At 72.0% G+C, this 18,088-nt stretch carries 18 protein-coding genes; 7 read left to right on the plus strand and 11 right to left on the minus strand.

All coding sequences use genetic code 11. The features are described from left to right. Position 1 precedes the first annotated feature (1 nt). The 5 genes from ACIA6C_RS32390 to ACIA6C_RS32410 all read left to right on the plus strand — a co-directional run bounded on the left by ACIA6C_RS32390 (position 2) and on the right by ACIA6C_RS32410 (position 6,057). Positions 2-1,363 carry an MAB_1171c family putative transporter gene (locus tag ACIA6C_RS32390; RefSeq protein ID WP_399281262.1) on the plus strand — a complete coding sequence of 454 codons (1,362 nt, stop codon included), beginning with the start codon at positions 2-4 and terminating at the stop codon, positions 1,361-1,363. A 109-nt stretch (positions 1,364-1,472) separates the two neighbouring features. Then, positions 1,473-2,654, plus strand: coding sequence for an MAB_1171c family putative transporter (locus tag ACIA6C_RS32395; RefSeq protein ID WP_361138072.1), 1,182 nt, complete (start codon positions 1,473-1,475; stop codon positions 2,652-2,654). Positions 2,655-2,996: 342 nt separating this feature from the next. Further along, positions 2,997-4,259: an NADH:flavin oxidoreductase/NADH oxidase family protein gene (locus ACIA6C_RS32400; protein ID WP_399281263.1), complete on the plus strand. Its 1,263-nt coding sequence runs from the start codon at positions 2,997-2,999 to the stop codon at positions 4,257-4,259. Between the two features lie 218 nt (positions 4,260-4,477). Then, entirely contained in the window at positions 4,478-4,888 is a 411-nt protein-coding gene (locus ACIA6C_RS32405) for a hypothetical protein (protein ID WP_399281264.1), read from the plus strand. A 128-nt stretch (positions 4,889-5,016) separates the two neighbouring features. Further along, complete coding sequence (locus ACIA6C_RS32410; protein WP_399281265.1) at positions 5,017-6,057, plus strand: vWA domain-containing protein; 1,041 nt, start codon at positions 5,017-5,019, stop codon at positions 6,055-6,057. Positions 6,058-6,221: 164 nt separating this feature from the next. Here ACIA6C_RS32410 and ACIA6C_RS32415 read toward each other — a convergent pair whose 3' ends face one another. From ACIA6C_RS32415 to ACIA6C_RS32435, 5 genes are all read right to left on the minus strand, one after another. Then, positions 6,222-6,833 carry a hypothetical protein gene (locus ACIA6C_RS32415; RefSeq protein ID WP_399281266.1) on the minus strand — a complete coding sequence of 204 codons (612 nt, stop codon included), beginning with the start codon at positions 6,831-6,833 and terminating at the stop codon, positions 6,222-6,224. Further along, positions 6,830-7,999, minus strand: coding sequence for an MAB_1171c family putative transporter (locus ACIA6C_RS32420; RefSeq protein WP_399281267.1), 1,170 nt, complete (start codon positions 7,997-7,999; stop codon positions 6,830-6,832). The genes ACIA6C_RS32415 and ACIA6C_RS32420 overlap by 4 nt, the downstream gene beginning before the upstream one ends. Further along, positions 7,996-8,691 (minus strand): hypothetical protein, encoded by a 696-nt coding sequence (locus ACIA6C_RS32425; protein WP_399281268.1) that lies wholly within the window; start codon positions 8,689-8,691, stop codon positions 7,996-7,998. The genes ACIA6C_RS32420 and ACIA6C_RS32425 overlap by 4 nt, the downstream gene beginning before the upstream one ends. Positions 8,692-8,825: 134 nt before the next feature. Next, positions 8,826-9,389 (minus strand): helix-turn-helix domain-containing protein, encoded by a 564-nt coding sequence (locus ACIA6C_RS32430; RefSeq protein ID WP_361138114.1) that lies wholly within the window; start codon positions 9,387-9,389, stop codon positions 8,826-8,828. 314 nt (positions 9,390-9,703) lie between these two features. Next, entirely contained in the window at positions 9,704-11,008 is a 1,305-nt protein-coding gene (locus ACIA6C_RS32435; RefSeq protein WP_399281269.1) for an MFS transporter, read from the minus strand. Positions 11,009-11,063: 55 nt separating this feature from the next. Here ACIA6C_RS32435 and ACIA6C_RS32440 point away from each other — a divergent pair, with 55 nt between their 5' ends. Then, positions 11,064-12,056, plus strand: a complete 993-nt coding sequence (locus ACIA6C_RS32440; protein ID WP_399281270.1) for an ArsR/SmtB family transcription factor — start codon at positions 11,064-11,066, stop codon at positions 12,054-12,056. Between the two features lie 247 nt (positions 12,057-12,303). On the opposite strand, the gene ACIA6C_RS32445 is transcribed toward ACIA6C_RS32440, so the two are convergent. From ACIA6C_RS32445 to ACIA6C_RS32455, 3 genes are all read right to left on the minus strand, one after another. Further along, the gene (locus ACIA6C_RS32445) at positions 12,304-13,680 is read right to left on the minus strand and encodes a serine hydrolase domain-containing protein (RefSeq protein ID WP_399281271.1); all 1,377 of its coding nucleotides are present in this window, start codon (positions 13,678-13,680) and stop codon (positions 12,304-12,306) included. 108 nt (positions 13,681-13,788) lie between these two features. Beyond that, positions 13,789-14,472 (minus strand): TetR/AcrR family transcriptional regulator, encoded by a 684-nt coding sequence (locus ACIA6C_RS32450; RefSeq protein WP_399281272.1) that lies wholly within the window; start codon positions 14,470-14,472, stop codon positions 13,789-13,791. A 120-nt stretch (positions 14,473-14,592) separates the two neighbouring features. Then, a complete protein-coding gene (locus ACIA6C_RS32455; RefSeq protein WP_399281273.1) occupies positions 14,593-15,195 on the minus strand; it encodes a TetR/AcrR family transcriptional regulator in 603 nt (200 codons plus the stop codon). A 139-nt stretch (positions 15,196-15,334) separates the two neighbouring features. Between ACIA6C_RS32455 and ACIA6C_RS32460 the strand changes: the two genes are divergently transcribed. Continuing rightward, the gene (locus ACIA6C_RS32460) at positions 15,335-15,706 is read left to right on the plus strand and encodes a nuclear transport factor 2 family protein (RefSeq protein ID WP_399281274.1); all 372 of its coding nucleotides are present in this window, start codon (positions 15,335-15,337) and stop codon (positions 15,704-15,706) included. Positions 15,707-15,737: 31 nt separating this feature from the next. Here ACIA6C_RS32460 and ACIA6C_RS32465 read toward each other — a convergent pair whose 3' ends face one another. The 3 genes from ACIA6C_RS32465 to ACIA6C_RS32475 all read right to left on the minus strand — a co-directional run bounded on the left by ACIA6C_RS32465 (position 15,738) and on the right by ACIA6C_RS32475 (position 18,087). Next, complete coding sequence (locus ACIA6C_RS32465; protein WP_399281275.1) at positions 15,738-16,397, minus strand: 4'-phosphopantetheinyl transferase family protein; 660 nt, start codon at positions 16,395-16,397, stop codon at positions 15,738-15,740. A gap of 68 nt (positions 16,398-16,465) precedes the next feature. Next, entirely contained in the window at positions 16,466-17,479 is a 1,014-nt protein-coding gene (locus ACIA6C_RS32470) for a C45 family autoproteolytic acyltransferase/hydolase (protein ID WP_399281276.1), read from the minus strand. Next, the gene (locus tag ACIA6C_RS32475; RefSeq protein ID WP_399281277.1) at positions 17,476-18,087 is read right to left on the minus strand and encodes a GNAT family N-acetyltransferase; all 612 of its coding nucleotides are present in this window, start codon (positions 18,085-18,087) and stop codon (positions 17,476-17,478) included. Before ACIA6C_RS32475 ends, ACIA6C_RS32470 begins: the two co-directional genes overlap by 4 nt. Between the last annotated feature and the right edge of the window lies 1 nt (position 18,088).

Consider the following 18,088-nt stretch of genomic DNA (forward strand, 5'->3'; position numbering starts at 1 on the left):
CATGCAGGGGTCGGACTACTACATACCCGCGCTCGCGCTGGCCGTCGCGCTCGTGGTGAAGCTTCCCTCGCTGTGGCACAGCAGACGTTCGCCGATGTCCCAGGCGATCTTCGTCATCATCGCCGCGTCGGCCGGGGGCTTCGCCTTCGCCGCGCCGCCGAGCGTCGAACGCGTCAACCGGCTGACGGGCGTCTCGAACGTCTCGGCCCTGATCGTCTACTGCTTCCTGTCGTGCCTGTCGTGCGCTTCGATGGTCCTGCTCCTGCACTGGCGGGGCGGACCGGAAGCGAGCGTCCGCCGGCAGACCAGGATGTGGATCGCGGCCACCGCGGGCGTCATCTCGACTTTCTGCGTGCTGTTCGCGCTCAGCGACGTACCTGCGGAACGGCCCCGGGACCTCGACACCTTCTACGCGACCACGCCGTTCATCGGCGAGATGATCGTGCTGTACCTGTCCGCCCACGCGGCCACCGCCACGGTCGTGATGACGAAGTGCTGGCGCTGGTCGGCCGAACTCCGGGCGGCGAAGGCGGGCTGGACCCGGTGGGGCCTGCTCACCCTGGTGACCGCCTTCGGCCTGGGCCTGGCCTTCGCCCTCCTCAAGTTCGCCGCCGTGGGGGCGCGCTGGGCCGGAACCGACGCCTTGGACGTGCTCAGCACCGAAGTCGCCCCTCCGCTGGCCGGTCTGGGCGCCCTCATGACCACCGTCGGATTCCTCATTCCGGTCGTCGGGCCGCGACTGGAATCGATGTGGGACGCGTGGCGCGCCTACCGCCTCATGGAGCCGCTGTGGAGCGCTCTGGAACCCTGGGTCGGCGATGGCGCTCCCATGAGGATCGCCAGGACCTCGTCGCTGGAGATGAGGGCCACCCTCAGGGCCACGGAGATCGCGGATCGCCTGCTGAACCTGGCGCCCCACCTCGATGCCAGGCATCGTGCGGTTGCCGAGCGCTATGCGACGGGGCGGGGGCTGGAACTGGAGGCTGCCCTGATCGTGGCGGAGGCTGCCACGATCAGGGCAGCGCTGGCGTGCCCGCCGGTCGCCGGTGCGCCTGCACGTACGCCGGTCGCTGCCACTCCTGGCCGTACGCCGGTCGCCGGTACGGCTGCCCGCACGGCACCCGTGGCCGATGCTGCTGCCCGTTCGGCGCCGGTGGCCGGTACGGCTGCCCGTACGGCGCCCGTGGCCGGTACGGCGGAGCCTGGGCGTCTCGCGGCCGACGAGAGCGCGACCGGCGCTGGTGCCGGGCCGCTGCCCATACGGATCTCCGGAACGAGCGGGCTCGCGGAACTCAGCCGTCATTTCTCGCGGATCCACCCGACGGACCTCATGGCCGACGCCGCCCACTCGGAGAGCAACTGATCATGCACACTCCTCCCCACGGTGCTCAGGTCAGGCAGATCGCCCCGGCGCCGCCCGTCCCGGCGCCCGGCGTCCCCGCTGTCCGTCCCCGCGTGCGCGGTGGCCGCCGGTGAGCGCGGGCACCGCGTTCCTCGGCTCGGCCGGCGTGCTCGTGATCGCCACGATCATCAAGCTCTGGGCCTTGCGGAAGAACCCCAAGGACCCGATACTCCGCGCGGTCTGCGGAACGCTCTTCATCGGGGCGCTGCTCTTCGTGACCGCGGCTCCGCCGCATCTGGCGAAGATCAACAGCTGGTTCGCCACACCCAACATCGCGGCGCCGATCGTGTACTGCATCCTCACGGCGTTCGACGCCATCAACATCGTCCTGCTGATCCACTGGCGGGGGAACGAGGACGAGGCGCGCACCCGGCGGCAGACCCGTCTGTGCCTCTCCGCGTACCTGGCGGTGATGGTGGCGATCGTGCTCCTCTTCGCGCTGGGCGAGGCACCCGTGGAGCGGCTGCGCGATCTGGACACGTACTACGCCAACACGCCGTTCATCCGCGAGATGATCGTGCTCTACCTGGCCGCTCACACGGTCGCGGCGGTCACCATGACGGTGCTGTGCTGGCGGTGGTCGCGCCAGGTGCCGGGCAGCCTGCGTCTGGGGCTGCTCACCATCGCCGCCGGTTCGTCCTCCGCGTTCCTCTACGACCTGCTGAAGTACACGGCCATCATGGCCCGCTGGGCGGGCGGGAACCTCGACTGGCTGAGCACCCACGCCGCGTTCTCCCTGGCCGGTGTCTCCGCCCTCCTGGTCGCCGCCGGTTTCCTCATTCCTCCGATCGGACAGGGCGCCAGTTCGCGCTGGGGGATGTTCCAGCAGTTCCAGCGGCTCAAGCCGCTCTGGCTGGAGATCCAGTCGGAGATCCCCCGTACGTGTCCGAAGCCGATGAGCTGGTGGCGGTCGCTGGACCTGCGCCTGATGCAGCGGGAGCGGGACATCCACGACGCCGTCCTGCGGCTCGGCCCGTACTTCGACGCGTCGACCGGCAAGAGGGTCTATGAGGAGGCGCTGGCCGAACACGCCGAACGCCGCCGGGCGCGCGGCGAGGCGGATGCCTCGGTGATCGCCGGGGCCGTCATCGCCAAGGCCACCGCGCGGCCGGCGGTCAGTCCGGAGGACCGGTGGATGCTGACCTCCACCGAGGATCCCGAAGACCTCGTCCGGATGTCCGACGCACTGGCCCGCTCCCCCCGGGTCCAGGCGATCCGGCGCTGGGCCGCGCTCGTGGAGAGCCGCATGTGACGGCCGCGGGGAGGGCCTGCGGGTAGGGCCCGTGGGTACAGCTCGTGGGTGGGGCGCGCGGTTAGGGCCCGTGTAACCGTGGGTTGGGCCCGTGGGTGCGGCCGGCCGGAGCACCACCTGGCAGAAACCTTTCCCCTCGGCCGGCTCCCGGGAGGCGCCGGACCCGGTCAGGACGTTCGGCCTCTGACGAACCGTTTCCACCCCCTCGCGTTCCCCCGCTCACCTCACCACCGCTCACTCTCCTCTGCACACCTCACCACCGATGACATCGCCCCCGCACAGGCGACAGGACCACCGAAACCGACCGCGAGTCGTCAGGGAAGAGATCCAGGAGGAACTCCCATGCACCTTTTCGCGCCTCTTGAACTGCCCAACGGATCCTGGCTGCCGAACCGGGTGGCGAAGGCCGCCATGGAGGAGAGCCTGGCCCGCCAGCCCGGACAGCTGCCGGGGCCGGAGATCGAGGAGCTCTACCGCCGCTGGGCCCGGGGCGGGAGCGGTCTGGTCATCACCGGCAACGTCATGGTGGACAGACGTGCCCTGACCTCACCGAGAACCATCGTGCTCGACGCCGGGACACCTCTTGAGCCGTTCCGCCGCTGGGCGTCGGCCGCCGGATCGGCCGGCGGGCACGTCTGGATGCAGATCAACCACCCCGGCCGGCAGGTCCGCTCCGACCTTCCGGGCGTCGCCTGGGCGCCCTCCGAGATAGGCATCAGCCTGGGCAAGCACACATCGGCTTTCGCCCGCCCCACGGCGATGGACGAGACCGACATCGCGGCCACGATCGCCCGCTTCGCCACGACCGCCGCTCTCGCCGAGGAGGCCGGCTTCCACGGCGTCCAGATACACGCCGCCCACGGCTACCTGCTGAGCCAGTTCCTGTCCCCGCTGGTCAACCGCCGGAGCGACCGTTGGGGCGGCAGTCTGGAAAACCGGTCCAGACTCCTCATGGAGATCGTGAAGGCCGTCCGCGCTCAGGTCTCCGAGAGCTTCGCCGTGGGCGTCAAGATCAATACGGCGGACTTCCAGCGGGGCGGCTTCGACACGGACGAGGTGGCGCGGGTCCTGGGGTTCCTGGACGGGCTCGGCGTGGACCTCGTGGAACTCTCCGGCGGCAGCGTCGAGAGCGCGGCGACCATGGGCCGTACCGCCGACGAGACCCTGCTCGACCGCGAGGCGTACTTCCTCTCCCTGGCCGAACGGCTCGTCGAAGCGGCCTCCGTGCCGCTCATGCTGACGGGAGGGATCTGCCGCCGTACGACTGCCGAGCGGGTCCTGGAGCGGGGGTTCGCCATGGCCGGTGTGGCCACGGCCCTGGCCCTCTGCCCCGACCTGCCGGCCCGGTGGCGGGCGGGCGAGGACGCACACGTACCGCCGCCGCGGCTCGGCTGGAAGGACCAGGACCTCGCCAGCGCCGCCGTCCTGGCCATCGTCCGGGCCCACATGAGCCGCGCCGTCAGGGGCGGTGGCCTTCGGCCGAGGCTCCCCTCGTCGTTCGTCCTGGCCCTGGACACGCTGCGCAACCGGGGCAGTGTGCGGGCCTACGGAGCGTGGCTGGCCGAGAATCCGGCGCCGGACGCGGCGTCGGCGGTGCAGGGCTGAGGAGTCGGAGCCGACGGCAGCCGGGAGTCGGCAACCGGCGCCCGGCAGCCGGGAGTCGGCGACCTGCACCCGGCAGCCGGGAGTCGGCGGCGGCTTCCCGGCTGGGCATCCGGGGTGCCGGGCAGCCGGCTGCCATCAGGTGAGGGGCCGGGCTACTCAGGCGGAGGTGAGTACCTGCGCTCTGCTCCGATGCCGGGGCGGCCCGGCACGCTTGCGGCATGCGCCGGAAACCACTGAGTCCCGCTCCCTTCCTGATGCTGTTCCTCGTCGCGGCCGCGGCATGGGCCGCCTGGCTGGGGTGGGACCAGCACCGTGACGTGCATCCCGACGGTTCGGTCACGGGCCCGTACGAGGCGTGGCAGGTGATCGGACTGGTGCTGACCCTCCCGGCACCGGTGTACTGGGCTGCTTCCCGGCAACACGCCCTGAGCGCCGTGTTGGGCACGACGGCCGGCGTGACGGCAGCCGCCTGGTACGACTGGTCGGACGACTCCAGCGGACTCTTCGTGATCGGCGTGGGCCTGGTCATGACCGTGTGCCTCCTGGCCACCTCCGCACTCTCCGCCGTGGTCGTCCAGAGGGGTTCGGGAGGCTTCCGCGGCGACCGGCCTGAGCCTCCTCGCCCATGACGTTCTCGGCCTGCGGCTGTTCACCGGCCCACCACCGGGTGCGCCCGAATCCCGTGATGACGACAAGATCGATTGTCAGTGGTGGGTGAGAAGGTAGGAGCATCCAGTCGGGAAAAGGGGGAGCGGTCATGTCCGGAAGCCAGAATTACATCAACCACGTTGCTCTTGTGTTGGATGCGAGTTCGTCGATGTCGCACCTGAGCCGCAAGGTCATCGATGTCGCGGATCAGCAGATCGCTTACCTGGCCCGCCGGTCGAAGGAACTGGACCAGGAAACCCGTGTCACGGTGTACGTCTTCGCGGACAAGGTGGAGTGCGTCATCTACGACAAGGACGTGCTGCGCATGCCGTCCCTGAAGCAGTTGTACCGGGTCGGGGGAATGACCGCTCTGCTCGCGGCCACGCTGAAGTCGCAGCGGGAGCTGGCGCAGACGGCTCAGATATACGGCGACCACAGCTTCCTCACGTTCGTGCTGACGGACGGCCAGGAGAACGCCAGTCATCACGGGCCGGACGCCCCTTCCCGCGATCCGCGTGAGCTCACGCGGTCGGTGGCGGAGTTGGTCGAGACGCAGCAGGACAACTGGACCCTGGCCGTCCTCGTGCCGGACCAGATGGGCAAGCGCGAGGCCATGCAGTGCGGTTTCCCCAAGAACAACATCGCCATTTGGGACGCCACCAGCACACAGGGCCTGGAAGAAGCCGGACAGGTGATCCAGCAGGCGACCGAGAAGTTCATGGTCGGCCGCACGAGGGGAATCCGCGGATCTCGGGCGGTTTTCTCCACGGGCGCGGAAACCGTCAACAAGGACACCATCAAGGCAGCCGGTCTCACCCCGGTGGACCCGGCCGGATACCAGCTCGTTCCGGTGGCCCGCGAAGCGGTGATACGGGAGTGGATCGTGGAAAGCGGCCACACTTACCGGACCGGTTGTGCTTTCTATCAGCTCAGCAAGTCGGAGAAAGTGCAGGCACGAAAGCAGATCGCGGTGCTGGAGAAGAAGACGGACCGGGTGTACACGGGCCCCCAGGCCCGTGCCCTGCTCGGCCTGCCGGACGCGGAAGTGCGGGTCAAGCCCGACCAGAACGACGACTTCACCATCTTCGTGCAGAGCACCAGCGTGAACCGCAAGCTCGTCCCGAACACGCGGCTGCTGCTGATGAAGTGACGCGTGCGAAACGCGCCCCTTGAGCTTCTTGCCGACGATCCGCTCCGACTCGCCGGCCGACGCCTGCGACCACCCGGCACCTTTCCCGCCCGTCGCGCGGGAGTGTGACCAGGGCCCCGGTCTCCTTGCGGAGGCCGGGGCCCCGTCGTGTGCGGGCTCGCCGGTCAGCGGATGAGGGTGAAGACCGGCGCGGCGGTCGCCGCGCCGAGGGCGGTGCCGACCAGCACCTGTGCCGGGGTGTGGTCGCGCAGGGCGACGCGGGACCACCCGACGAGGGCGACCAGGGGGTAGGCGGCGAGGGCCCAGGGGCCGTAGGCGAGGGCGAGCATCGCGATGGCGCCGGAGGAGACCGCGGTGTGGACGGAGACCTTCCAGACGGTGGTGACGGCCAGGATGGCGATCAGGGTGACCAGCATCGCGGCGATGAGGGCGATCATCTCGCCGGGTGCGCCGAGGGTGGCCATGAGGGTGATGCAGACGGCGACGGAGGCCATGATGCCGGGGATGACCAGGAGGCGGTCCTGGCGGCGGCGGACGTGGCGGTCGCCCCAGTGGCCGCGGCGTTCGCCCCACTTGATGAAGAGGATCGGGATGACGCCGCAGAACAGGGCGGCGAGCAGGCCCCAGCCGACCCCGGCGAACCGGTCGGCGTGCCAGCCCGTCAGCAGGGTGACGGCGATGATCCAGTTCTTGGGTTCGAGGCCGTCGGTGATCAGGCGGGCGGCGCGGGACTCGGCGGCCGTCTCCTCGGGCGGGGCGGGTGCGGTGTGGGTCATCGGGACTCCGGGGCGGGCGCGGTGAGGAAGGCCGTCGCGACGGGTGAGTGGTAGGCGGCACTGATCAGCAGGAGGCGGTGGACCTCGGCGGGGAAGTCGACGTCCTCCAGTGCGGAGCCGTGGCCCCGGGCGGGGTCGGCGACCGGGGCGGTGCCGCGCAGCTTCGCGGCGTGGGCGGCGCGCAGCCACAGTGCCTCGGCCATGGCATCGCGTTCCTCGCCGTGCAGTCCGGCCTCCTCGGCGGCGCGCTCGGCGCGGTCCCGGACGGTGGCGGAGACGTACGGCATCAGGCTGAGGCTGGCGTCGCGTATCTCGATGACGGTGCGGTGCAAGTGGACGCGGATGCCGTGGCGGTGGGGCGTGGGGAGGGTGATGTCGGGGACGGCCTCGGTCAGGGAGGTCCACAGGGGGCGCAGGCGCCGGCCGGCCCGCCAGTCCGCGGCCGTGCGCGCGAGGACGCCCGCGGCGGGAAGGGAGTTCCCGATGATGATCAGCCCGATGGCGAGGTATTCGACGAGGTCGGCGGTGTGCTGGATCGTTTCCTCGTCGGCGGGGGGCCCGTCGCCGAACTGCTGGGCCAGCAGGGCGGCGATGCGGATGGCGGCGTAGACGACGCCGACGGCGGTGCCGATGCCGAGGAGCCGCAGGCCGTTGCGCAGGGAGCGGGCGCCGGCGTGGCGGGCGTAGGAGAGGAAGAGCCAGGTGGACAGGCCCATCGCCAGGCCCAGGTAGGCGGTGAAGGTGAGGAGGTAGGCGGTGGCCGCGGGGATGCCGGCGTAGGCCTCGTAGAAGTTCTCGACGCGGGTGGGCTGGTCGACGTGGGCGAAGAGGACGCCCATGAGGAGCATGACGGCCAGCGCGAGGACCAGGTGCGGCAGACGGGTGCGCGGGACGAGCTGGGGGCGGCCCATGGAGAAGACGAAGTCGAGGATGGCGCCGCAGGCGACGATGCCGACCGCGTGTTTGGCGGGTACGGAGATGTTGTTGACGCCGGTCCAGGTGTCGAGGGAGCTGCTGACGGGCGGCATCGCGAGGGTGGTGGCCAGGGCCAGGCCGGTGAAGGCGAGCCACAGTGAGCGCTGGCGCGGGACGCGGACGGCGGAGGGCAGGCGCCACAGCGCCACCGCCCACAGCATGACCATGATGGTGATCTTGAGGATGCTCATCGGTTCCGGTGGGTACGGCGGGCGGGGTGGGCGAAGGCGTCGTGGAGGCGGTGGATGACGTCGGCGGCGCCGTCGGAGGTGGAGCGGTCCTCGTCGCGGCTGATGCGTTCCAGGAGGAGGGTGGCCAGGGTCTCGGCGTCCTTCTCCTGGTCGGAGTCGAACTTGGTGCGGCCGAGGAGGCTCAGGATGCGGCTGCCGGACAGTTCGAGTTCGTCGTCGCCGGGCCGGGGGGCGGCCGCGGTGGTCCTGAGCCGTTCGGCCTCGGCCCGCATGAGGCGGGCCACCACGGTGTGGTCGTCCAGGCCTTCGACGGCTGGCGCGGTCATGTCCAGGAGGCGTTCGAAATGGGCCGCCGCGGCGGCGAGTTCGTCGGCGGTGGCGTCCTGGGGGACGTCGAACTGCGGGGCGACGTGGCCGAGGAGCATGTGGGAGATCTCGTGCAGGATGATCTGAACGCGCAGCAGGTCCGAGGCGCTCTGGTCGTAGAAGACCAGGTCGGCGGAGTCGAGACCGATCCATATGCCGCAGGGGAGGTCCGGCTGGGGCGGCCCTTCGAGGGGCAGCAGGAGCAGGGGGCGGCCGCGCTGCGAGGCGATGTGGGCGCAGAAGGCCGAGAGGTCGAAGGGCTGCGGTATGTGCAGTCGGTCCGCTATCGCGACACAGGGATCGGCCGGTCGCCTGCGCCATCTCATATCGCGTTCCATTCCGGCCCGGGTGCCCTTGGCGTCCGGGCTGACTTCGTGCGGGGTGCGCCACGCGAGTGGCATCCGGTCACAGCGGTCGTATGCATGGTCGAACTCCGCGTTGCCCACGGTACGGCCGGCGGCTACGGGTGGGAGGGGTGGTCGGGGAGTGCGGCCGGGCCGGTCGCCGGACCGGCCGCGGGGGCCGGGGCGGGGGCCCGGTCGACGCGGGGCAGGCCTTCGGCCTGGCGGGCACCGTCGACGATGGACGTGATGCCGCGCAGGGCGGCGGCCGACAGCCCTCTCAGCCGGAACGCGACGGCCTTGACCTGCTTGTCCTCCAGGGCGTCGGCGAGTTCGCGACCGGCCTCGGCGCGGTCGGCGCCTTCGCGGAGCTCCCGGATGCGGGCGTCGGTGCGGGCGGCGACCTCGTCGTCGAGGAAGTACTTGGCGCCCACGCCGAAGAACTTGCCGAGCGCGCGCAGGGTGTCGACGCTCGGGTTGGTGACCTTGCCCTTGTGGAGGCTGTGGATGGTGCCGTGGGAGACGGTCGGGTCGTCGGGGCCGGCCTGCTCGCGGATGGAGTCGGCGATCTCCTGGTAGGTGTAGGGGCCGCGGTCCCTGGGGTGCAGGGTGCGGATCAGGTGATCGAGCCGGTGGGCGATGGGGCCCTGGCCCTGCTCGCCCGCGCTGTTGTACTCACCCATCGCGGCACTCCTCGGTCCTCACCGATTCAGCGGTCACTGTTGCGGTGTCGTGTGGCATCTCTACTCGACTGGATGTCGGCTGGGGCCGGCCCGCCCGCCAACAATCTAACCGACTTGACAGGGGCGGTCGGCCGACGCGTATGTTTCAAGGCGGCCGTCATCTAGTCAACTGGAGAAGGGCCGTCCAGAACGGTCATCTACTTGACTGGAGAGCGCCGTCGGGCGGACGGTCGCAATGGGGCACGGGGGTGTCCGTTGCGACCGGCTCCCGTTCCGGGCGCCTCGGCCCGTCCGGGGCCCCTGCGGGCCGGCGTTCAGCTCGGGCGGTCTCGCATTCGCCTCGGGTGGTCTCCCGTTCGGCTCCGGTGGTCTCCCGTTCGGTTCGGGCGCGCTGCCCCCGCCGGACGGCGCGGGGCGAGGTGGTGGGTGAGGGCCGCTGATGCCAGGAGCGCGATCAGGGCGCAGACCGCGGGCCAGCCGAAGGCGGTGTAGGCGCGGACGCCGAGCCAGGATCCGGCGGTGCCGCCCAGGTAGGCGCAGGTCATGTAGGCGGTGTTGAGCCTGCTGCGGGCGTCGGGGCGCAGGGCGTACACCCGCGAGAGGTTGGCCAGCGTGCCGGACTGCATGGCGATGTCCAGCAGCAGGGTGCCCGCGGTGAGGGCGGTCAGGCCGGCCGGGCCGCCGAGGGGGCCCGCCGCGAGGACGCCGGCCGCGACGAGGACCCCGAGCAGGGAGAACAGGTTGACGCGGCCGGGCCCGTGACGGTCCACCAGGCGCCCCGCGTACGGCGTGCACAGCATGGTGGCGGCGCCGACCAGCGCGAGCAGACCGACGGCCTCGGCCCCGTAGCCGTAGACCGGGCCGGTCAGCAGCAGCGCCAGGCAGGTCCAGGCGGCGGAGAACCCGCCGAACACGGTGGCCTGGTAGAAGCAGGAGCGGCGCAGTTCCGGCTCGGCCCGCAGCAGGCGCGGCGCTTCGGCCAGGAGCGCGAGGTAGGAGCCCCGGGTGGCGGACGCGGCGGGGGTGGTGGAGGGGACGGCGTACGCCATGACGGCCGCGAGGACCAGCGCCGCGGCGGCGGCCGCCAGGTAGGGGGCCCGCCAGCCCAGCCACTCGCCGAGGGTGCCGCTGAACGTACGGGCCAGCAGCATGCCGCCGGTCGAGCCGCTGAGCAGGGTTCCGAGCACCGCCCCCCGGTGGTCGGGCGCGACCAGGCCCGCCGCCAGCGGGCTGATGATCTGCGCGGCGACGGTGGTGAGCCCGACCAGGGCGCTCGCGGCGGCCAGCGGCGGCAGGCCGGGCGCGCTGCCGGCGGCCAGCAGGGCGAGCCCGCTGAGGGACAGCATGACGACCAGGAGCGTTCGGTGGCGGATCCGGTCGCCGAGCGGTACCAGGAACACCATTCCTGCGGTGTAGCCGAGTTGGGTGGCGGTGACGACCAGAGCGGCCCGGTCGGCCGGGACGTGCAGGGAGGTGGCGATGAGCGGGCCGATGGCCTGCGGGAAGTAGAGGTTGCCCACCGCCACGGCGCAGGTGAGGGCCAGGAGGAGGACCAGTCGTCGGCTCAGGCCGGCGGCGCCGGCCGGCCCCGTGCGCGGAGCGAGGGCGGGGGAGGTCATGGGAGAAGTCCACGGCATGGCGGGCGGGCCGCCAATCGATGTAGCGTACGGCTTAATGATCAGCTTCGAGCTCGGCGTCGAGGACCTCGCCGACACCCGGTTCGCCGTGTCGCCGCTCAGCGAGACGGTGCTCAGCCTGCGGGTGCTGCACGATCCGGGGCTGTCCGCCGTCCACCTGCCGTGGCGCAGGTCCGTACTGGGCGCGCTCGGCGGCCTGGACATGGGGCTGTTGATGTCCCTGGTCGCGGTGCGGCTCACGCTGCCCGACTTCGTGACCCCGCGGCCGACGGTCTTCGACCCGTCCTTCGAGGACGAACTCGCCGTCGCGCGCCGGACGCCGCCGGCGCTGGTCCGCCGCGATCTGCTGGCCGCGCACGCGCCGGGCCGGGTGCCGCGGCCGCTGGACGCCGCGCAGGACGGCGACGACGCGGCCGTGGCCGCCCTGCGCGACCGGATCTGCGCTCTCCTGCGGCGGTACTGGGAGCTGGCCGTCGAGCCGTTGTGGCCGCGGATGCAGCTCGTGGTGGAGGCGGACATGACCTACCGCGCCCGGCGGCTGGCGGTGGGTGGGGCGCGGCAGTTGTTCGCCGACATGCATCCGAGCCTGCGCTGGCACGAGGGCGTCCTGCACATCGACGAGATGAACGACCGGCACCGGGTCAAGGCGTCCGGGCGGGGGCTGCTCCTGGTGCCCTCGGTCTTCGCGCACAAGCCGGCGCCTCCGGTCAGTGCGCTGGAGGCGCCGTCGCTGATCTACCCGAGCCGCGGGGTGGCGACGCTGTGGGGGCCGGGGCCGGGGCCGGACACGGGCGGCGCCGGGGCGGCCCTGGTACCGCTGCTCGGCGCCCCGAGGGCGCGGCTGCTCGGCCTGCTGGCGGAGCCGCTGGCCACGGTGGAACTGGCCCGCCGGCTACGGGTCACCCCGAGCGCCGTGTCCCAGCACCTGCGGGTGCTGCACGCGGCCGGGCTGGTCACCCGGGCGCGGCAGGGCCGGCAGGTGCTGTACCGGCGCAGCCCGCTGGGGGACGGGCTCGCGGCGGCGGGCTGAGCGCGGGACCGGGCGGCAGGCTGAGCCCGGGACCGGGCGGCGGGCTGAGCCCGGGACCGGGCGGCGGCCGGATCAGACGGCGGGGTCCCGGGCGGGCGGCGGGGTTGAGCCGGGATCAGCCGGCGGGGTGCCCGGCGGGCGGCGGGGTGAGCCGGGTCTGCCGGCGCGGTCAGCCCGGACCGGGCGGCGGGGTGAGCCGGGTCTGCCGGCGCGGTCAGCCCGGACCGGGCGGCGGGGTGAGGCGGGATCAGGTCGTGGCCGACGTACGGCTGAAGAGCCGGCCCGCGAGGTCGACGCCCGTGACCCGGCCGTCCGCGTCCCGGGTGAAGTAGCCGCGCTGCCCCTTCAAGCCGCCCTCGGTGACGATGTACTCGTCGCCGTCGCCGGGCAGGAACCCCATCTCGGCCGGGGCGTAGCCCGGGGGCATCTCGGCGTCCGAGGCCTCGCGGATCTCCGGCTTGATCTCCGCCGCGAGGGTGAGCCGGGCGCCGTCGACGGCGATGTCGAGGTTCATGGCGTCGATCTCGTACCGGCCGGCGACCTGCCGTGCCCGCGCCTGGTCGAAGGGGACCGGCTCCGGGTCCTTGTCGACCACGCCGAGGTAGTGCTCCAACGCCCACCGGACGAAGGACTGGTTGAAGGGGTAGCCCTCGGGGCCGGCGTTGGCCAGGGAGACGACGGCGAAGTTCCGTTCGGGGACCAGGAGCAGGTCGGCGAACTGGCCGTTGCCCGACCCGCCGTGGCCGACGGTGCCCACGCCGTCCACCTCGCGCAGGAACCAGCAGATCCCGAAGGCGTCCCCGAGGGTGCTGGCGCGCAGCGCGACCGTCGGCTCCCGCATGCTGCGCAGGGCCTGGGCGGGCAGGACGCCGTCCCCCGTGCCGAGGTGGACGCGGGCCCAGCGCAGTAGGTCGCTCACCGAGGAGGCGATGCCGCCGCCGGGGTTGTTGGCGAGGGCGCCGCTCGGGTTGGCCCGCCACGGCCGCGCGGGGCGCAGGGTGCCGTCCTCGTCGCGGTTGTGCCCGACGGCGAACCGCCGGATCATGATCTCGTCGATGTCGAAGAAGGTGTTGGTCAGCCCTGCCGGTTCGAGGACCAGTGACGCCACGGCCTTTTCGAAGGGCAGGCCGGTGACCTTCTCGATGACCCGTCCCGCCAGGTTGTAGCCGGCCTGGCTGTAGGAGGCGCGGGCGCCGGGCGGTGCGATCAGCGGCAGTTCGGACATCTTCGCCACGAACTCGGGCAGCGAGCCGGTCCCCTCGCCCGTGTCGATCAGGTTCCAGTCGAGGCCCCCGGTGTGGTTGAGCAGGTTCAGTACGGTGACGGCCGCCGCGCTGCGCTCGTCGGCGAGCCGGAGCTCGGGGACGTAGCGGCGCACCGGCGCGTCCAGCTCCACCTTCCCCTCGGCGACCAGGCGCATCAGTGCGGTCGAGGTGAAGGTCTTGGTCACCGAGCCGAGGTGGAAGAGCGTCTTCTCGTCGACCGGCAGCGGGTTGCCGACGTGCGTCACGCCGTGGGAGGCGTGGAACTCCTGACCGTCCATCAGCACGCCCACCGCGACGCCGGGGACGCCGAACCGCTCGGCCTGCGCGGTGACGAACTCGGCGAGGTTTTCCTGCGACATGTTTCCCCCGTGTCTCGAACGCTTGACTTGAACTAAGTACAGGAAAAGCCTATGGCGGCCCGCGGGGCGGCGCAAGGGTCTGAATGAACTTAGTTCAAGTCAGCCGGGTCACCGGTGCCCGGCAGGGGGGATCCGGTCCTCCAGCCCGTCCAGCAGGGCCTGGAGGCCGAAGTCGAAGGTGTCGTGCGGAGCGGCATTGTGCGAGGCGCTCGGCGTCCCGAGGCGGGCGCGCAGGCGCGGGTAACCCATCACGGACTCGGCCGCCTTGGCCATCGTCTCGCCGAACACCTCTTCCGGATCTCCCCCGTCGCGGCTGATCTTGCGGGTGAGGGTGGCGGTGGCGGAGGCGCCGAGGACGCTGCCGAGGACGTAGGTGAAGACGCCGGCCGCCGCCCGGTCGGCGGCGGCGCCGATGAATCCGGCCGCCTCGTACACGGCGAGGTTGTGGTCGTCGTGGCGCGCTTTTCCGGGGCCGTAGAAGAGGTACGAGCCGAAGGCCTGGACCAGCCAGAGGTGCCGGGTGAGCATGGCGTGCAGGCTGGTGGCCATCCGGGTGGCGGCGGTGCGCCAGTCGACCGCGTCGAGGTCGGGCAGTTCGATCTCGCCCCACACGTGGTCGCCGACCAGCAGGACGAGGTCGTCCTTGTTCTTGACGTGCCAGTAGACGGCGGTGGCGACGGTGCCGAGCCGCTTGCCGAGGCTTCGCATGTTCAGGCCTTCGAGGCCTTCCTCGTCGAGCAGCTCGATCGCCGTGCGGACGATCTGTTCCTTGGTCAGTGACTCGCGCGCCATGGCGTTCACCCTAGGCCTTCCCGGTGAGCCCGCTGCACAAAGTGCAGGGGCCCTGCCGGACCCGCTCGCCGCGCACGTGCGGCCCCGCTGCCCGGCAGCGGGGCCGCCGGGGCCCGGGCGTTACGCTGCGGGCGGGGCCTCGGCGGTGTCCGGGCAGTACTGACGAACGATCAGCTCCGCCGTCGCGAGCGCCATCCTGGTCGGACCGTCCGCCCCGAGGACCTCGCCGTTTGCGAGCAGGCCGCCCACGACGAGCATGAGCGCGTCCGCCATGCCGTCCGGGTCCGCCGCACCGGCCAGCGCCCCCTTGTCGCGCAACCAGTCGCGCAACGCCTGGAGGTGCGACTTCGCCTCGCGGCGGCCCGGGTGCTCCGGGTCGCGGAACTCGCTGGAGGTGGTGTAGAAGATGCAGCCGTGGAAGTCCGGCTCCCGGACGCTGGTGTGGAGGAACTCCATCAGCGCGAGGACCTGGCGGACCGGGTCGCCCGAGTGCGGCGCCGTGACCCGCTCGGCCTGCTCCCACCACCGGGCGTCGCTCTCGCGCAGCCAGGCCGCGACCAGTTCGTCCTTGCCGGCGAACTCGCGGTAGAGCAGGCTCTTGCCGACTCCGGTCGCGTCGATCACCTGCTGCATGCCGACGGCCCTGACCCCCTGCTCACCGAAGAGTCTGGCCGAGGTCTCCAGGATGCGTCGCCTCGTTCCTGGTGCCGGCGTGCGCGCCATGTCCGGGCTCCTTTCCCCTCTCGCTGGCGGTCACCAGCATACGGTTGACAAGGGGTTTCGCGCCGGACGAAAATGGACCGATCAGTCCAGGACCGATCGGTCCATTTTTGGATGTGAACAGCATCGAGGGGGAACAGCCTTGACGGGAGCACCGATGCCGGACGAGCGGACGCGCGAGGTCATCGAGCGGTTCAACCGGGCGTTCCGGCAGCACGACCCCGGCCTCCTCAGGAACATCCTCGCGCCGGACTGCCTCCTGGAGAACTCGGGGCCGGCCCCGGGGGGGACGAGGCACGTCGGGTACGACGAGTGCCTGCGGTTCTGGAGTTCGATCGCCGCCGACGAGGGGACCACCTTCGTCGTGGAGGAGCTCTGGACGGCCGGCGAGCGGGCCGTGTGCCGGTGGCTGCTCCAGTGGGGCCCCGGCGCGGACGACTTCGTCCGGGGCGTCAACGTGACCCGGCTGGAGAACGGTCTCATCGCCGAGAGCTTCGGCTACGTCAAGGGCTGACCGGGCCCCCGGGGCGCGGCAGGCCCCGGGGTCAGTGCGGCGGCCAGGGGCGGACCCGGAACGGCGGGCGGTCGTGGGAGACGAATGCGGTCATGGCCGAGGGGGCGGTGGGGTGGGTGGGGTGGAGGGAGGTGTGGCCGTGCCAGGGGTGGGTGCCGTGGCCGGTGATGCCGCGCAGGGTGACCGCGCCGTCGGGGGCGAAGTCGAGGTCGACCTCCTTCGCACCCCGGGCCAGGCCCCGGCCCGTGGCCTTGACCGCCGCTTCGAGCAGGGTCCAGGCGTGGAAGAAGGTGCGGGGCGTGGCCGTGGCGGGGGCCGCGGGGTAGACGAAGGACAGGACCTCCATGCTGGTGCCGGCCGGGCGGACGAGTTCCACGTCCACCCCGACCGGCCCGGTCTCGGTGGCGCCCAGCAGCAGCATGCCGTCGGAGCGGGACCAGCTGATGTGGGTGCCGGGCTGGTCGGGCAGGTACGGCTTGCCCGCCGGGTCGTAGTGGATGCGCAGGTCGCGCGGGTCGAGTCCCAGGCGCTCGGCCAGCAGCCTGCGGACGGTGAGCCGGGCGCGGAAGAAGCGGTGGGCGGCCCGGGCGTGGACGAACTCGGCTCCGCGCCGCAGCTCCTCCTCGGTGAGGGCGGCCTGTTCGTGGAAAGTGGGGACGACCTGGTCGAGGTCGACCAGCCATGCGTCCATCCTCCACATCCTTTCCGTCAGAGGGTTCTGCGCGTCAGAGGGAGCTGTGCGCCGGAGGGTTCTGCGCGTCAGAGCGAGAAGGCCCGGGTCGCGCTCTGCGAGGGGTCGCCCGGGCGCAGGTGCAGTTCACCCGCGTCCGGGAAGAGCACCACCGCCGCGACGGTGCGTTCGGCGCGGATGTCCCCGCGGTCGGGGACGCAGACCGGCGGGCGGGCGAGCAGGGCGAAGTGGTCTTCCGCCGGGGCGCCCGGGGCGATGAGTGCCAGGCCGTCGGCGGCCGCGCGCAGGCGGCGCAGCGAGGAGTTGCGGGCGAAGACGTTGAGTTCGTCCGCCGGGGCGAAGTCGGGGTGCAGGAAGTGGTTGGTGTGCACCGGGTCGGGCCCCTGCCCCACCCGTAGCTCCCCGTCCAGGTGTTCCACGTACACCGCGCGCTCGCGGTCGCACAGCATCAGCGAGCGGGAGCTGGCCAGCGGCAGGTCCGCGAGGAGCTTGAGGGCTTCCCCGACGCTTCCCGCGTGGTCCAGGAGGTGACGGATCGCCAGGTACGGCGGCACTCCCGGGCCCCACGCGCCGCCGAGCACCAGGTTCAGCCCGACGGCGAGGCCGGCGCGGTTGAGCCCGAGGTAGCCGAGCAGTCCCGCGAAGCTGAGGACCAGCGAGCGCGGGGTGCGCAGGACGGTGAGGTGGGTGTCGAGGTTGCCGCTGAGGTCCACCGTCTGGGCAAGGACCGGGGCGGGCCCGGTCCGGGCGTACGTGGTGCAGTCCCCGCCCGTCCGGATCTTGGAGTAGCCCATGATCTCGCGGCGGAGCTGGAGCAGCCAGGCTTCGTCCTCGGTGATGCGGGCGCCTTCCGCGAGCCCGGCGACCTCCTCGGCGAGGTCCGGCAGGGCGGCCGTGACCGCCGCCCGGTGGGCGGCGATCGCCGGCCGGAGCCCGTCGAGTGACAGGGGGGCGTCCGTGAGGTGGTCCAGGCGGGCGAGGCCGTCGTCGAGGAAGGCCCGCAGCGGCGCGGCGAGGGCCGCGCCGTGCGTACGGCCGACTTCGCGGGCGGTGCCCTCGGCGGCGACGAAGGTGACGCTCATGCGGTGACGGCCGTCTTCGGGCCCCAGGCGAGGGCGGCCCCCACCTCGGGCCATTCGGCGCGCAGGACGCTGTAGAAGACGGCGTCGCGGCGCCGGCCTCCGGGCATGTAGTTGAAGCTGCGCAGGGTTCCTTCCTCGGTGGCGCCGATGTTGCGCAGTCCGCGCCGGGCCTGGACGTTGAGGACGTCGGTCTTGAACTCGACGCGCTCGGCCTCCAGGACGTCGAAGGCGTGCGCGAGGAGCAGCGCCTTCGCCCAGTGGTTGATGCCCTTGCCGCGGAAGTCGCGGCCGAGCCAGGACCAGCCGATCTCCAGGCGGCGGTCGGCTTCGGCCATGTTGCCGAAGCTCATGCTGCCGGCGATCCGGCCGGTCGCCTTGTCGGTGAGGACGTAGACGGCGCGGCGGCCTGCGGCCTGGTCGGCGAGCATGGCGTCGAAGAAGGTCTCGAAGTCGGTGTCGTTCTCGACGGCGGAGACGAAGTAGCGCCAGATGTCGGGGTCCATGGCGACGGCGCGGACGCCCTCGCGGTCCGCTTCGGTGACCGGGGTCAGCCGTACGCGGTCGTTCTCCAGGATGGCGGCGGCGTCCGCGGCCCAGTCGGTCGTCATG

The sequence above is a fragment of the Streptomyces sp. NPDC051578 genome (assembly GCF_044454045.1).
Taxonomy (GTDB): domain Bacteria; phylum Actinomycetota; class Actinomycetes; order Streptomycetales; family Streptomycetaceae; genus Streptomyces.